At 54.3% G+C, this 14,896-nt stretch carries 12 protein-coding genes; 7 read left to right on the forward strand and 5 right to left on the reverse strand.

Going from position 1 to position 14,896, the window contains the following annotated elements; genetic code table 11:
* Positions 1-94: 94 nt before the first annotated feature.
* Entirely contained in the window at positions 95-3,397 is a 3,303-nt protein-coding gene (locus IE117_RS24515) for a SusC/RagA family TonB-linked outer membrane protein (RefSeq protein WP_229581428.1), read from the reverse strand.
* Between the two features lie 170 nt (positions 3,398-3,567).
* On the opposite strand from IE117_RS24515, the gene IE117_RS24520 reads away from it, so the two are divergent.
* From IE117_RS24520 to IE117_RS24530, 3 genes are all read left to right on the forward strand, one after another.
* Positions 3,568-4,275, forward strand: a complete 708-nt coding sequence (locus tag IE117_RS24520) for a FadR/GntR family transcriptional regulator (RefSeq protein WP_189568438.1) — start codon at positions 3,568-3,570, stop codon at positions 4,273-4,275.
* 103 nt (positions 4,276-4,378) lie between these two features.
* Positions 4,379-5,599, forward strand: coding sequence for a sialidase family protein (locus tag IE117_RS24525; protein WP_308439301.1), 1,221 nt, complete (start codon positions 4,379-4,381; stop codon positions 5,597-5,599).
* Positions 5,600-5,775: 176 nt separating this feature from the next.
* Entirely contained in the window at positions 5,776-6,939 is a 1,164-nt protein-coding gene (locus IE117_RS24530) for a n-acyl-d-glucosamine 2-epimerase (RefSeq protein WP_189568441.1), read from the forward strand.
* Between the two features lie 230 nt (positions 6,940-7,169).
* On the opposite strand, the gene IE117_RS26330 is transcribed toward IE117_RS24530, so the two are convergent.
* Together IE117_RS26330 and IE117_RS26335 are read right to left on the reverse strand one after the other, a co-directional pair.
* Positions 7,170-7,340: a hypothetical protein gene (locus IE117_RS26330; RefSeq protein ID WP_229581430.1), complete on the reverse strand. Its 171-nt coding sequence runs from the start codon at positions 7,338-7,340 to the stop codon at positions 7,170-7,172.
* Between the two features lie 9 nt (positions 7,341-7,349).
* On the reverse strand, positions 7,350-7,679 hold the full coding sequence (locus IE117_RS26335) for a recombinase family protein (protein ID WP_229581432.1): 330 nt from the start codon (positions 7,677-7,679) through the stop codon (positions 7,350-7,352).
* 120 nt (positions 7,680-7,799) lie between these two features.
* Here IE117_RS26335 and IE117_RS26630 point away from each other — a divergent pair, with 120 nt between their 5' ends.
* The 3 genes from IE117_RS26630 (at position 7,800) to IE117_RS24550 (ending at position 12,356) form a co-directional block, all read left to right on the forward strand.
* The gene (locus IE117_RS26630; protein ID WP_189568444.1) at positions 7,800-8,462 is read left to right on the forward strand and encodes a DUF4158 domain-containing protein; all 663 of its coding nucleotides are present in this window, start codon (positions 7,800-7,802) and stop codon (positions 8,460-8,462) included.
* Positions 8,369-10,855 carry a Tn3 family transposase gene (locus IE117_RS24545; protein WP_229581448.1) on the forward strand — a complete coding sequence of 829 codons (2,487 nt, stop codon included), beginning with the start codon at positions 8,369-8,371 and terminating at the stop codon, positions 10,853-10,855. Before IE117_RS26630 ends, IE117_RS24545 begins: the two co-directional genes overlap by 94 nt.
* A gap of 943 nt (positions 10,856-11,798) precedes the next feature.
* On the forward strand, positions 11,799-12,356 hold the full coding sequence (locus IE117_RS24550; protein ID WP_189568447.1) for a hypothetical protein: 558 nt from the start codon (positions 11,799-11,801) through the stop codon (positions 12,354-12,356).
* Between the two features lie 32 nt (positions 12,357-12,388).
* On the opposite strand, the gene IE117_RS24555 is transcribed toward IE117_RS24550, so the two are convergent.
* Positions 12,389-12,544: a hypothetical protein gene (locus IE117_RS24555; protein WP_189568450.1), complete on the reverse strand. Its 156-nt coding sequence runs from the start codon at positions 12,542-12,544 to the stop codon at positions 12,389-12,391.
* Positions 12,545-12,589: 45 nt separating this feature from the next.
* Between IE117_RS24555 and IE117_RS24560 the strand changes: the two genes are divergently transcribed.
* Positions 12,590-12,736, forward strand: coding sequence for a hypothetical protein (locus IE117_RS24560; protein WP_189568453.1), 147 nt, complete (start codon positions 12,590-12,592; stop codon positions 12,734-12,736).
* 663 nt (positions 12,737-13,399) lie between these two features.
* Here the strand turns inward: IE117_RS24560 and IE117_RS24565 are convergent.
* Complete coding sequence (locus IE117_RS24565; protein ID WP_189568455.1) at positions 13,400-14,809, reverse strand: PKD domain-containing protein; 1,410 nt, start codon at positions 14,807-14,809, stop codon at positions 13,400-13,402.
* Between the last annotated feature and the right edge of the window lie 87 nt (positions 14,810-14,896).

The raw sequence follows: 14,896 nt of genomic DNA on the forward strand, positions 1-14,896 counted from the left end.
AAGGATGAAAGGAGAAAAGGAGGATGGAGGAAAAGATTGGGTTGGTTACCAGAGAATTCTTTTCAATTATCCATTATCCACTATCCATTATCAATTAAAGTGTGGCGCTCACGCCCAGGGTCAGCGTCCGCGGCAAGGGGTACTTGCCGTTGTCGTAGCCGCCTTCTTCGGGGAACGTGCCGGAGTATTTGGTGATGTACAGCAGGTTGGAACCCGTCATGTACACTTTCAAACCCTTGATGCGGTCTTTCAGGAGGGTGCTGAGCGGCCGGGCGGGTACTTCGTAGCTGAGCGTCACTTCGCGCATCATCAGGTAGTTGCCTTTTTCCCAGAAATTGGCCGGCGGCGTACCCGAACCCGCGCCAGTTTCGTAATTCCGGCCGTAGTTGGCCCAGATGTAGCGAGGCAGGTCGGCGTCGGGGTTTTCGGGCGTCCAGGAGTTCTTGATGTCCACCGGGCTGTTCTGCGAACCCTGCACCTGGCTGAGGCCGCGCATGCGGATCTGGTTCATCGAGATAAAGCCCAGGGCGTAATCGAACTGACCGAAGAGCGACAGGCCCTTCCAGCCCAGCGCGGTGGAGAATCCGCCCACGATGGTGGGAGTGGTGCGGCCCACATAGACGAAATCGCGGGTGTCGAGCGTGTCGTTGCCGTCGAGGTCGCGCCAGCGGGCGTCGCCCAGTTGCTTGATGCGCTTGTTGGTGGTGGGCAGGAAAGTATTGAGCAGATTGGCCCGCGCGTCCAGTTCGCCCTGCGTTTTATAGACGCCGTCGAAAATCGGGGCGTAAATCTCGTCGAGGCCCGCGCGGTAGCCTTCCTGCAAACCACCCACCCACTGGTAGGAATTGGTGGCGGGATCGAAGACGCGGACGGCCCCCTGACGGTTGCGCTCGAGACCGTTGTCGAGGAGTTTTTTGGCAAAAGTCTTGACGTGCGAAATGTTGGCCGACACGTCCAGGCTCAGCCCGTCGGCGTCCTGCGGGCGCAGTACGCTGCCGCGCAGTTCCAACTCGAAGCCGCGGTTTTGGAGCGTGGCAAGGTTGGTTTGGTACGAGCTGAAACCCGTCCAGGCCGGAATGGCGATGCTTTGCAGTTTGTCATAGACATCCCGCACGAAGTAGTCGGCGATCACCGTCAGGCGGTTGCGGAGCAGCCCCACGTCCACGCCGAAGTTGAGCGTAGTGGTTTTCTCCCAGTTCAGGCGCGGGTTCACGAGGTTGGTCTGCCCGTAGGCACCGATGCCGTTGTAAAGGCCCAGGTTGTAGTACTGCTGCACGGTGCCGAAATCACCCGATTCCAGCGTGCCGTTCTGGCCCCAGCTCAGGCGCGTCTTGATGGTCGAAACCACGTCGCTGACGGACGAGTTGCGGAAGAAGTCCTCGTTGTGCACATTCCAGCCGAACGATATGCCGGGGAACAGCGTGTAGCGGTTGTCGGGGTCGGTGAGTTGCGAGGTTCCGTCGTAGCGCAGGTTGAGGTTGAAGAGGTAGCGGCCGTCGAAGTTGTAGTTGACCCGCCCGATGGCCGACGCAAAACGGTACCACCGGTCCAGGCCCGAACCGGCGCGGGTCTCGATGAAGATCGAGTTGTCGAGATAGGGCAGCTCGTCCGACGCGCTGCCGATGCCCGAGCCCGACTGATCGTAGGCCTTGTTGTTGAAATACTCGCCTCCGGCCAGCACGTCGAAGCCGTGCTTGCCGAACGCGCGGGTGTAATTCAGGAAGCCATTGTAGGAATACTGCTCCATGCGGTTGTTTGAGAAGCTGGAAGCCCGTGCCGAATTGACGGAGCCGAAGGTGCCGTTTCGGTAAAGCTTGTTGAAATTCTCGGCGTTGCGGTAGCGCAAGAAGCCCGATCCCGTCGCCAGCACTTTCAGGTGGTCGGTGAGCGAATAGGTCAGGTTGACCGAACCCGAAAAACGCTGCTCCTGGGTGGTGCGGATGAATTTGCCGTTGAGGTACCGGGGATTGCCCAGAGTGCTGCCGTCCACGCCGGGCAGGATTTCGCCTGTGATGTCGTCGGTCAGGCGCACGGTGGGGGCGATGCCCGCAAAGCGCTGGATGATGCCATCGTTACCCGCCAAGTAAGATGGGTTGCCGTTGGTACTGTAGGCGGCGAGGTTGGTGGTAATTTTTAGATTCTTGCCCACGTTCAGCCCGCCGTTGAAGTTCATGTTGAAACGCTTCAGGTCGGAGCCAATCAGAATACCCACGTCTTGGATGCCGCCAAGCCCCAGCGCGAAGTTGCCCTGCTCGTTGCCGCCGGAAAAGTTGACGTAGTGCTCTTGCAAGCTGCTGCGCTGCAAAATCAGGTCTTCCAGTTCGCGCTGCGAAGTGGCGCGGTACAGCAGGCTGTCGGTTTGGCTGGGATTGAACGGGTTCTGGTCCACCAGCAAATTCCACATTGGGTCGCCGATGAGGTTCCGGTTGGCGTTGGTCACGTTCTGGGTGGAATACAGGCCGTTGGAACGGGTGAAGCTGGAATTGGCCGCAAAACCCCACGAGCCGTTGAGCTGGTTGCGGGTATTGTTCATCTCGCTGGTGTTGTTGTCGGCCTGGGCCAGCAGAAAGCGGTTGCGCAGCCCGATGCGGTTCCAGCGGATGTAGTCCTCGGCACTCAGGTACTGCAGGCCGTTGCGCCGCACGTAGTTGGTGGCGTTGCGGTAGGTGTAGGTCACCTGGGTGCGTCCCTGCCTGCCTCTCTTTGTGGTCACCAGCACCACGCCGTTGCCCGCCCGCGCGCCGTAAATCGCCAGCGAGGCGGCGTCCTTCAATACGTCCATCGACTCGATGTCGGAGGGATTGATGCCGTAAAGGCTGGGGACGATCACGCCGTCCACCACGTAGAGTGGCTCCCCGCCGCCGCCGAAGCTGGTGCCGCCGCGCAGCACCACGCGGGGCGTAGCGCCCGGTTGCCCGGTACTTTGCTGTACTCTGATACCAGCGGCAGTACCCTGCAGGAGCGTGGCCGCGTTGGTGCGCGGCACCGACTTCATGACCTGCTCGTTGACGCTGGACACGGAACCCGTCACGTCGCGGCGGCTCTGCTGGCCGTAGCCGATGACGATCACCTCGTTCAGCACCTGGTTATCGGGTGCTAGCTGCACCGTCAGGTTCGTCTGGTTGCCGACCGCGATTTCCTTAGTCTGGTAGCCCACGTAGCTGAATACCAGCGTCGCGTTGGGAGCCACGGCAATCGTGAATTTTCCCTCGACATCGGTCGTGGTTCCCTGGGTTGTCCCCTTCACCACCACGCTCACGCCGGGCAGCGGCTCGCCCTCGGCGGTCACGGTTCCCCGGACGCTGTTCTGCGCAAAAGCCGTCGGTACGGCCAAGGACAATGCAATAAGTAGGATGTAATACCCCCTTTTGCAACAATAAGCCATAGAATTTTCCATAAATGGGTAATTAGGTTTATTATGTGTGATTTGACAAAGGTATTAAATATTACCTAAAACCCAATTTTCTGATAAAAATTTTATTTTCAGGAAAAAATCTTTGCTTATTCTAATAGATAGGCTTTACTTTGCAGATGCAATCCCTAATAGGTATTACCTAATCAAGAACTATGAACTACTCGAATATCCAAAGCGACCTGCTGGAAGCCGACAGCCACTCGCTGGTGGACAAGGCGGAAACCAGCATTCTGGAATTATTCAGCGAGAACAAATACAAGGTGGGGGACGTGATCCCGAAGGAGATGGAGCTGGCCGCCCAACTGGGCGTGAGCCGGACAGTAGTGCGCGAGGCGGTCTCGCGGCTGCGGATGCGCGGTCTGCTGGAAACCCGCCGCAAGCGCGGCACGGTCATCACCAATCCCGACGTGATGGGGCTTTTGGAAAAAAACCTCTACCCCGGCATCCTGGACGACGCCACGCTGCGCAACATCTTCGAGCTAAGGATGGTGCTGGAGATCGGCATGGGCGACCTGATCTTCGAGCGCGTCACCCAGAACGACATCGACGAGCTGTACGCCATCGTCGAGAGCGAGCCGACCAACGCCGAGGAAATTCTTTTCGACGTGGATCAGGAAGTGAAATTCCACGGCAAGCTGTACCAGATCACGGGCAACTACACCCTGGAGCGCTTCCAGCAGATGCTGCTGCCCGTTTTCGAGTACGTTCACGAGAGCGGCATCCTGCGGCGTCCGATTACCAACAAGCGCTTCGTCTCGCACCGGGGGCTGGTGGATGTCATCCAGCACGGCTCCCCCGAAACCTTCCGCAACGCCATGCGGAACCACTTCGAGAATCACTTCCAGCGGATATTTAAATAGACGTTGGACGTTGGATATTGGATATTGGATTTGATTCCAACCGTACCGACGGATCGGTCCAGCGTCCAGCGTCCAGCGTCCAGCGTCCAAAATCTACAATCCAATGTCAAAAATCCAAAACACTCCGGCCGTGCTTGCCTTAATCCTAAGCATTTGCCTTGCATCCTGCAACAAGACCATGCAGTCGCCGCGCGACATGGGTACGCGCCCGGCTGACGGTCAGGGCGTTACCGAAACGGTCGTCTTCGAGAACGGGCAGGACGGCTACCAGTGCTACCGCATCCCGGCCATCGTGGCCGCGCCCAACGGCGACCTGCTGGCCTTCGCCGAGGCCCGGCGCAACGACTGCGGCGACTTCGGCGACGTGGACATGGTACTCAGGCGCAGCACCGACCACGGCAAGAGCTGGGGCAAGCTGGAACTGGTCGTGGACTACGGCGACAACCAGGCGGGCAATCCTGCCCCCGTCTTCGACCTCACTGACCCAACTTTCCCGAAGGGCCGACTGTTCCTTTTTTACAATACCGGAACCGCCCACGAAGCGGACGTTCGCAAAGGCAAAGCCGTGCGGGAAGTCTGGTACAAAACCAGCACCGATAACGGCAAAACCTGGAGCGACGCCGTAAACATTACGCTCCAAACTTCGCGGCCCAACGCCCCCACGGCCAACCCGGCCTACACTTTCAAAGAAGACTGGCGCTCGTACGCCAACACGCCCGGCCACGCCCTGCAAATCCAGAACGGCCCGTACAAGGGGCGGATTTTTGTGGCGGCTAATCACTCCGCCGGGCCGCCGCAGGAGCATTTCCGCGACTACGCCGCCCACGCCTTCTACTCCGACGACCACGGCAAAACGTTCAAACTCACGCCCAACCTCGACTACGCCGGGGGCAACGAAGCCACCGCCGCCGAAACCTCCGACGGCAGCCTTCTCTTCAACTTCCGCAACCAATCCGGTGACGCCAAGTACCGCCTGCAGGGCTTCACCAAAAATGCGGGCGAAAGCTGGGACGAGGTGCGTGTCATGAAAGACCTGCCCGACCCCGTCTGCCAGGGCAGCATCATCGACTACCAGCCTAAAAAGGGTCAGCACGTCCTGCTGTTTTCCAACGCCAACAGCCAAACCAAGCGTGAAAACCTCACCGTGCGCATCAGCACCGACGACGGCCAAACCTGGTCGGCGGGCAAAGTCATTTACCCCGGCCCGGTGGCCTACTCCGACCTGGTCGTCCAGAAAAACAGCGACCTTGGCGTCCTCTACGAAAAAGACGGCTACAAGCGTATTGCGTACGCACGGTTTGGGTATGAGTGGCTGGAAAACTGAGTGGCAAAGTACCAGAGTGCCAGAGTACCAAAGTGCTATTGAGTGTATTATCCAATTCTAACCTATCCAAAAGTAAGTAATTATTTGAACATAAGACTGTTAACACTACTGCTTACTTCGCCACCTTTTCTCTTTGCCACTTTGGTACTTTGCCACTTTGCCACTCCAAACAAACTATGCTCGAAAACTACACCCAACAATACCGCGACGCGCTGCTGAACGACGTGCTGCCTTTCTGGCTGAAAAATTCGCCTGACCGGGAGTTTGGTGGGTACTTCACCTGCCTGGATCGGGAGGGAAAAGTGTTCGATACCGATAAGTTTATCTGGCTGCAGGCGCGGCAGGTGTGGACGTTCGCCATGATGCACAACCGTGTGGAGGCGCGGGCCGACTGGCTCGACATGGCCGAACACGGCGCGGACTTCCTGTTGAAGCACGGTCGTGCCGCCGATGGCAGTTGGTACTTTTCGACCACGCGCCGGGGGAAGCCGCTGGTGCAGCCCTACAATATTTTCTCCGATTGTTTTGCCGCGATGGCCTTCGGGCAATTGTCGCGCGCTACGCAGAACGCGGAATACGCCGATTTGGCCAAAACTACTTTTGATAACATTCTTGCCCGCCGCCATAATCCCAAAGGAGCGTGGAATAAGGCGGTACCCGGCACGCGGCCGCTGAAGAATTTCGCCCTGCCGATGATCCTCTGCAACCTCTCGCTGGAAATCGAGCATTTGCTGGATAAGTCGCTGGTGGAGGAAACAATCGCCGAGTGCCTGCACGAGGTGATGGATGTGTTTTACGACGCCGAGTCGGGGATGATCTTGGAAAATGTCACGCCCGACGGGAAATTGTCGGACAGCTTCGAGGGGCGGCTGCTCAACCCCGGCCACGCCATCGAGGCCATGTGGTTCGTGATGGACCTGGCCGTGCGCCGTAATGACCCGGTGCTCATCGAGCGGGCGGTGAAGATCACGCTCGACACATTGGAGTACGGATGGGATAAAGCGTTTGGTGGCATCTACTATTTCCTCGACCGTAAAGGCGCGCCGCCTCAGCAACTGGAATGGAACCAAAAACTGTGGTGGGTTCACATCGAGACGCTCATCGCTCTACTGAAAGGCTACAAACTGACCGGAAACGAGGATTGCTGGCACTGGTTCGAGAAAGTCCATCAATATACCTGGTCGCATTTCGCCGATCCCGAAAAGGGGGAATGGTACGGCTACCTCGACCGCCGGGGCGAGGTGCTGCTGCCACTCAAAGGCGGCAAGTGGAAGGGCTGCTTCCACGTTCCCAGGGGTTTGTATCAATGTTGGCAAACATTGGAAAAAATTCGAGCTTAGAACGGTATTCATTTTTTTCAAAACGCTAACATGGAAATTATCGACTCGCTGATTCCGCTATTGACCCTTATTGGTTGCAAGTACCAAAGCGGGCCAGATTTCAAATAGGCTGTCGCCTTATTCTCTGTAGATTGTTTTTCTTTAACCAATTGGCCAGATTCTGCTTGGTCGTACCATACCGCTTGGCAATGAATTGTTGAGTCGAGCCGTTATTTAGTAGGGCTTCAATCTCAATGTAGGGCTTCAATCTCAATCTTGTAGGCATCCAACTTACTTTTACCCGCCCCCTTTGGACGACCTAATTTCACTCCTGCCGCATTCTTCACCGCCAAAGCTTGGCGGGTTCGTTTGGCAATCAAGTCCCGCTCGATTTCAGCTGCCATGGAGAAGACCATGGCCATCACTTTGCTTTAGATCGTATCATCCAATTGCCAGGCTCCCTTGACAGTGTAAACCCGAATACCCTTCTGTACGGCGATTGATATAATTTCCATGCACTCCAGCATGCTACGTCCCAGCCGGGAAAACTCGCTCAATAATATGGCATCGCCACTGGTCAGCTCTTCAAGCACTCCGGCGATTTTGCGTTGGCGCCAATGGACTTTGCCCGATACCTTTTCTTCCACGAAACGCACTTGTCCCAGATTGCGGTCGTTGGCCAAGTGCAGAATTTCTGATTTGTTCTTTTCCAGATCCTGATCCAGCGTGGAGACCCGCAGATAGGCAATATTTTGAGCCATGGGAATTCAGTCAAATGAAAACGGTATGAAACGAATTGTTTTTTACCTTTCGGTCACCAAATATAAACCGTTTTCGCTTTACTTTACGGCCTCTGAATACCCTCCTTTTTACTTGCCCTTGTGAGCCGCTTAAAACTACTCGATACTGCCGAAGCCCGACGCTTTGACCTACCCCCCTTGTTGACCCGCCAGCAGCAGGCCCATCTCTTTACTTTGCCGCCCGACGGACTGCCCCAGTTTCGGAAACCCGTTACCCGGATAGGCTTCTGTCTCCTGTGGGGCTACTTTTGGTTAACTCAGAAGTTTTTTCGAGCCGCTGACTTCCACCCGACCGACATTGATTATGTGTCCCAACTGTTCCAGAGCCAACCGGTTGATCTTGCCGACTACTCCGCCCAGACCGCTTGGGAACACCAGCAACTGATTCTCAATGTACTTCATATCAGACCCTTTGAAGCCTATCGCGACACATTCACCCAACTGGTTTACGGGCTCTTTGAGCAGCCGCTCTTGCCTCGCAAAGTACTCGAAGAGTCTCGCCAACACCTGATCCAGCAGCGGGTCGAAGTACCAAGCTATGATGTTTTTCTGCGGATTATCACCGACCAGTACAACCGCTACGGCCGGCGATTGTCGGGCCAGCTTGAGCAGCACCTGACAGGGGAACATCGGCAGCTCTGGAGCAACTCATTCAAACCGATACGGCCTATGAACGGCCCCTATTGCAGGCATTCAAAACGGTCAGTCAGGTCGAACAGCCGAAGGCGATCAAGGCCAGCCTGACCCTATTCAAGCAGGTCAAGACCATTTTTGAGCAAGTGGAAGGGGCGGTGACTGAATTAGATTTTTCCGATGCGACGTTGAGCCACTACGCGCACCGGACGGGGCAGGATCGCCCTGCTCACATCAAAGAGCATGAGTCCCGCCACCTGTTTCTGCTCTGCTTTTTGGTGCATCAGTACCGGGTACGCCAGGATACCTTCGTCGACATAGTATTGTCCTGTGTCAAGGCAACCGAACACATCACCGGACGAAAACGACAGCAACTGTACTTTGCGACCAACCGGCAACGGCGTAGTGCCACCCTGTTGACGATTCGAAGTCGGCATCAGTATGCCCGGCAGATCGAGCAAATCCGCCAGGTAATGGCCCTGGAAGAGGAGCCGGTCAGAAAACTGGCCCGAATTGATGCGGTACTTGCCGTGGAACCGCCCCTGACCGTGGAACAGCAAACACTGGTTGATCAGTTGGACGGAGAAATGCACCGCTCGGAAGAACAGGAAAAGCGGACATTACTAGGGGAACGTTCCGCGTGGATGGGGAATCGATTGACGGGAATCCTGGGCGTTTTGCATTTTAACCCCGACACCTCCGATGTTGTTTTGTTGAGTGCCATCAAGCACTATGTGGAACGGCATGGTAAGCCCACCGCACCGGCTAAAGACCTGAGCTGGCTGAGTGAGGCTGACCGACAGGCCCTTTACAATGCCGGTGATCGGTTCAACAGACGTCTCTACCGAGTCCTATTGATGAGTACGCTGGCCCACCACCTGCGGGAAGGCACGATGAATCTCAAACATTCCTACCGGTATCGATCCCTAGAAGAGTATCTGATAGGCAAAGCGTACTTCCAGGCCAATCGGGAGCGTTTGCTGGCGGAAGCCGGACTAAGCCATTTCGCTGACAGTAAGCGCGTACTCCAGACCTGGCGTACGAAATTGACGACTCAATATGCCCAGACCAACCGCCGCCACCAGCAGGGACTCAACACTCACCTGAGTTTTGACAAGGATAATCGGCCCATCATTGATACCCCAAAAGTCGAAAAGCCCGATGTAGGCCGCATTTCGGATTACTTTAACCCAGCCCGGTATATCTCCGTGCTGAATCTATTAGCCGAGGTCGATTCATCGGCCCACTTTCTGACCGGTTTGGAACACTTGGCGGGCAAAAACAGCAAGGGTCGCCCAAGTCCGGGTACGTTCTTTGCCGCTATCGTTGCGCTGGGTTGCAACATTGGGATCGAAAAGATGGCGGCTATTTGCAAAGGGGTGAACACCAGTACGCTGCAGCTTACCGTCGATATGTTCCTCTCTTCACAGAATCTTAAAGCCGGTAATGACCGACTGATTCGGCTCAAAGAAGAACTGGCTCTGCCCGAACTGCATCGGCGTGATCCCGACGGACGCCATACGGCTTCTGATGGCCAGAAATACATCGTTACGGAAGACTCGCTGAACGCAGACTTTTCCTACAAATACCCTGGGTTTGATAAGGCCGTGACGGTCAATACGGGCATTGATGACCGCTTTGCGCTGTTCCATACCTCGGTAGTCAGTGCGGCCGAGCGGGAAGCTCCTTACATGATCGACATTCATCTGCACAACCCGGTGGTTAAAAGCACAATACATTCGACTGATACCCACGGTTTTTCGGAAGCCGTTTTTGGCATCATGCATCTATTGGACATCTTTTTTGCCCCTCGGTTGAAAGGCATTGGCAAACTACAGCTTTACGATTTTATATCCGTCAAACAGCATGAAGCCCAGGCTTCCCGGCTACAGCCTGATGCTGTGGTCAACGAGCCCCTGATCGAGAGTCAGTGGGAAGACATGCTGCGGTTAATGATCTCACTCAAACTAAAGCAGGTGACGGCGTGGCAGGTGCTCAAACGGCTCAGTGCTTACACGCGCCAGCACCCATTGTACCGGGCCCTGAAGGAGTTCGGGCGACTCGTCAAGACAGACTTTATTCTCCGTTATTACGACGAACTGTCTCTGCGTCAAAGCATCGAAAAGCAGTTGAGCCGTATCGAGCTGGTTAACCGATTCAGTAAGGCTGTCTTTTTTGGGGGTAATCAGGTCTTCGGAGTAGCTACCAAAGAAGAGCAGGAAAGAATCATCCATGCCCGTCGGCTAATTCAAAACTCAGTCATCTTATGGAACTACCTGTACCTGTCCGAGTTGCTGTCAAAGACAACTGACCAGACACAGCTTGAATCAGTATTGAACGCTGTTCGTAATGGGACGGCCATTGTCTGGCATCATGTCAACTTACAGGGCGAGTACGACGTAGATCAACTTGGGGGAGGATCGGCAAATCGTTTTGATTGGCCCTACCTGAGCGGTTTACGTTGGCCAACGGCTGAAAAAGATCAGCTATTGAACTCTATTTGATATCTGGCCCGCTTTGGTAGTTGCAACCATATTCAGTGAATTATGCTAATCAAGCAGGCCCGTATCGGTTTTCATTTTCTGAGGATCTGAGACAGATTTTTGTTGCTGCCAATGAAAAAGCGGACAAAATTCGATGGGCTAGGCCCGAATCAGTCTTCATTGAAGCAAGGGATCAACTTCGGCTAATCAATAAACGTCGTATTTATACGCGAGAAGGTGTAAAAGAAGTGACCATCACAACCCTCTACGAGCGGTTTACTACAATAACTTGAAGTAGCAGGTACTAAGTTATACAGCACAAAAGAGCCGCATGATGCGGCTCTTTTGTGCTGTATAATTCGAATTATATACAGATGCATCTAAGAGAAGTTAGGCAGCCCTGTTTACTACACTATCTACAACTAAATGTACATGAGTTTTGAGGTACGGGACAGACGATGTGCTGTCAGCATATCAACGCCCCGGCAACCTAAGAAACGCAAACACTTTTTTTTCCAGTTCTGGTAAAAGCTCATCGCTCAGTTGTGCCCTTCGTCTGACCATTTCCTGACGGCTGTAATGGCCTCTTGGTATTTCCCCCGTTACATTCACGCCGGTCGGTTTATGAGTCAATACCACTGTGCAACTAGTCAGGCCGTTTGCCCTCGATTTTTTGGAGAATTGCCCTTTCCTGCCTTCACTGATCCCGTTTCTAAATGAATCGATGACGTCAGTGGGGTCTAATTTGAATTTAGGCTTCATCATGACCAAACAGGCGAGGGCTAAAAGGGAAAGAATAAGAAAAGGCAAGCACTCCTTTCTAGCAGAAATTAGAGCAGGGTATGCTTGAAAATTCCGAAGACGGGAGATCAGCGAGGTTTTGCAAGTGATTTCAATTGTTGCAAGGGCGCAATAATTTACCAGTCGATTAGTTGTTAAATTTCAAAAAAAAGACTGACAATATATGCGTTCCCGGCGATGGATATTCATTTACATACTGGTAGCTCCTGTTTTCTGTTGGGGTCAGCGCCTGCAATCTCCCCCATTACCTTATAAAGTTTGTCAGTTTGATCGTATTTGGGTCGCTGAAACCGATTCGGTCAGGAGGCAGCTGGTGACCGACTCACTGGCCAGACTGCTGCCGGGTCGCTGGCAACTGGTGGAGATGGGCGCGGGTGCTTGCTTTGTGGCTGCCCATGCGCCTGACCGGTATACGGAAATGGTACTGACCGATCAGGGGAAGGGAACGGTTTACCAGGGTGGGGAGCTTCTGACTACGTTTCAATTAAGTTTCCATTTTTACTGGGGGCAACTTCGCTTCATTATGGAAGAGACGCGAGCCCCTGCCTATTTTGACTTTTTTCCGTCTTTTCTCGATGAGAGGGCCGGGCGGTACTATAAACCCGATTCCCCTTACGCCCACGTATACAAAAACACAATCCTGGTTTGTGAGGAGACCCTGGTTATGTACGGGCCAAGAACCGGCCTGAGTTTCGTTTTCAAACGCCTGCCCTCCCCATAGGGTGAAGCGGTGGAGAGCACACGCAGTATTTCCTAAATATCCACTGGAATAGCTTGTTCCGTCTTAACTTTCCTAACCTCTATTTGTTTGGTCGATGGATTGGACAGAGCGAAATAATCCGCCACTGCAAAAGCCGCCAGAAGTAGCACCACCGAGATCAGGATAATAAGAATCGTTTTTTTCTTCATGGTTCAGTGAGTTTCGCCATTTTGTTCTTTAAATAAACATGCCAGGTGAACCGAACTCCTAGCTGGGAATTTGATTCGAGCGAAAAAGGAGATTTTGAGACGGGAGCCGAGGTCGAGGGTGGCCCGACGGGCGGCATAACCGGGAAGCGCCGCCACGAACGGCAGCAGACTGCCCTGGCCGATCCACTGTAAGGCTTTTCGTCGGTGCATGGTCGCTTATGGGTAAAGTTTAACGTTGGAGTAACGATTCCAGAATTTTTTGTCCCGGGTGTCATCTAAGTAAAGTCATCTGTACCCTTTTTCTTACGTCACGTGCAAGCAGAAAGTGAAGGAAGGCCAATGGAGCGTGATCGCTTTCACCTACAACCACGAGCACTAAGTGTATCACAACGACGAATTGGATGCCAATAGTAACTACAACCCCTATCTTTGCGACAAACCACCTTTCGACAGCGGCAATCGGGGCTGGGACTTCACCGTGGCGTAGCGGGAAGTGTGTTCCTGGCCCGATACCTAGTGGGAGTTCAAGGTGATAAAGTCGGCTTTGGGGGCGGTTTGGCGGATCAGCAGTTTTTGAGCGGGCTCCAAGGACCGAAGAAATTCAGAAAATTTACCACCCAACCTTTAAAAACAAGAAGGAGGCAAATTAAAATCAGTTGCGTGAGGGGCGGTATCATGTGAACGTGTTCGGTGTAATCTCAATGACAGGGTAAGCCTTGGCGATAGTCGGGTCAATCGCTCATGGTTTTTGCACACGGCAGCTTTGCGGCAAGAACACAAGAGTTAATAGTTCGCCAGAAACGTTTAGCAAGGTCTATAATTTCATATCCACAAGGTCCATCGGGTAAGGGCAGCTCAATCCTCCACCACGACCCGTACGTGAAACGTACCCGGACCGGCCCCCTTGCTTTCTCCTGTGACCGTCACTACATAGTTTCCCGGTTTGGCGTAGCGGTGCCTGGTTTCCTCGGTCCAAGGAGCTTTCGTACCATCGCCATAGTCGATGGTCAGGTTTTGCAGGTTGACGTGGCGGATCAGGAAGCGCACCTCATCGCCGGGCTCGATGTGGCGGATTGGGTAATAGTTGATCCAGGCACGGGGCGGCTTCATGGTTTGGTTTTTGGCCAAAACAAAAACCTCCACAAAATCGCGATCCCAGCGTCCCTGATCGTCGGCGACGCGCAGCTCCTCGCTGTAGGTGCCGGGCTGAGTGTATTTTCGGGAAACCCTCGGCCCCTGGGCCTGGGTGCCGTCGGTAAAAGACCAGACGTAGCTCTTGATTTTACGGCCCGCTCCCGCCAGCGATTTTGTGGCGTCCAGCGTGATTTCCTGTCCGGCGTAGGCGTGGCGAATCACGCCTGCGATAGGCAGCAGTTCGCCGGGAAAGCTGTTGCGGTAAGCCGCCACGATCATCGGGAAGGAATTATAGTAGTGGTCGCTGTTGGCCGAGTCGTGCAGCGACACGTGCAGGTGCGGCGAGGGGCTGCGGTGGTTGTCGTAGGTGTTGCCCGTCAGGCCGAGCCGCTGACCCTGCTTTACGGTTTCGCCCACCCTATTGTTTTGGTCGATGTTATACTCATTCATGTGCACATAGCGCACGATCATTCCGGTGGAGTCTTTCACCCAAAGTACGTTACTGCCCTTGTCGCCCTCCGGGCCGGGACGACGGATGAGAGTGCCTTCGTTGACGGAACGGACTTCTTCCAGATCGGGAATCATGCCCATGTCCTCGCCCCGATGGTAGTAAAGCCGCGCGATGTTCGGCACCACTCCCAGATAGGTGTGCTGGTAGTTGGAGGCGTGCCAGCGGTAGTTTTTGATGGGAAACACGAAGCGATCCGCCGCCACCCAGGGCGCATCGGCGCTTTTCACTTCCAGCCGCACGTCTTTTTGCAAACCATCCTTAAAAATCCCGCCCGCCATGCCCCTCGTGCAGCCCACCAGCACCGCCACACCGCCCACCGCCACGGGCAATTGAAACGGCCCGCCTTCGAGTTTTTTTTTCTTGCCTTCCACCAAAATCTCTACCTCTGCCCGCACCACGGCGTCCACGATTTGACTGTCGGCCACCTGGAAATACGGCTCAGTAATTTCTTTCAAGGAAAGAAGTTCGATAGTCGCTTTTTGGCCCTTATCCAGCATTACTTCCTGCCGTTCACCAACGTCCAGTTCGACGGTTTGGATTTGGGCGAAACAGTTGGTAAAAACCAAAACAAGCAGGCTCGCTAACAACCAATAAAATTTATGGAAAAACCTTTCGATCATGATTTACAAATGTGTCGCCCCCCCGAGGCTGCTATCACAATGTTTTATTCACTGATTCTATCACCGAAGGGTCGGCCCCGTCACTAA

This window comes from Persicitalea jodogahamensis (assembly GCF_014651615.1).
GTDB lineage: Bacteria > Bacteroidota > Bacteroidia > Cytophagales > Spirosomataceae > Persicitalea > Persicitalea jodogahamensis.

What these genes read in the sequence shown, in the direction of transcription:
- IE117_RS26330 (WP_229581430.1), bottom strand. Translation starts at nt 7,340, where the DNA reads ATGGCCATGGTCTTCTCCATGGCAGCTGAAATCGAGCGGGACTTGATT.
- IE117_RS24565 (WP_189568455.1), bottom strand. Translation starts at nt 14,809, where the DNA reads ATGATCGAAAGGTTTTTCCATAAATTTTATTGGTTGTTAGCGAGCCTG.
- IE117_RS24525 (WP_308439301.1), top strand. Translation starts at nt 4,379, where the DNA reads ATGTCAAAAATCCAAAACACTCCGGCCGTGCTTGCCTTAATCCTAAGC.
- IE117_RS24550 (WP_189568447.1), top strand. Translation starts at nt 11,799, where the DNA reads ATGCGTTCCCGGCGATGGATATTCATTTACATACTGGTAGCTCCTGTT.
- IE117_RS26335 (WP_229581432.1), bottom strand. Translation starts at nt 7,679, where the DNA reads ATGGCTCAAAATATTGCCTATCTGCGGGTCTCCACGCTGGATCAGGAT.
- IE117_RS24515 (WP_229581428.1), bottom strand. Translation starts at nt 3,397, where the DNA reads ATGGAAAATTCTATGGCTTATTGTTGCAAAAGGGGGTATTACATCCTA.
- IE117_RS24520 (WP_189568438.1), top strand. Translation starts at nt 3,568, where the DNA reads ATGAACTACTCGAATATCCAAAGCGACCTGCTGGAAGCCGACAGCCAC.
- IE117_RS24555 (WP_189568450.1), bottom strand. Translation starts at nt 12,544, where the DNA reads ATGAAGAAAAAAACGATTCTTATTATCCTGATCTCGGTGGTGCTACTT.
- IE117_RS24530 (WP_189568441.1), top strand. Translation starts at nt 5,776, where the DNA reads ATGCTCGAAAACTACACCCAACAATACCGCGACGCGCTGCTGAACGAC.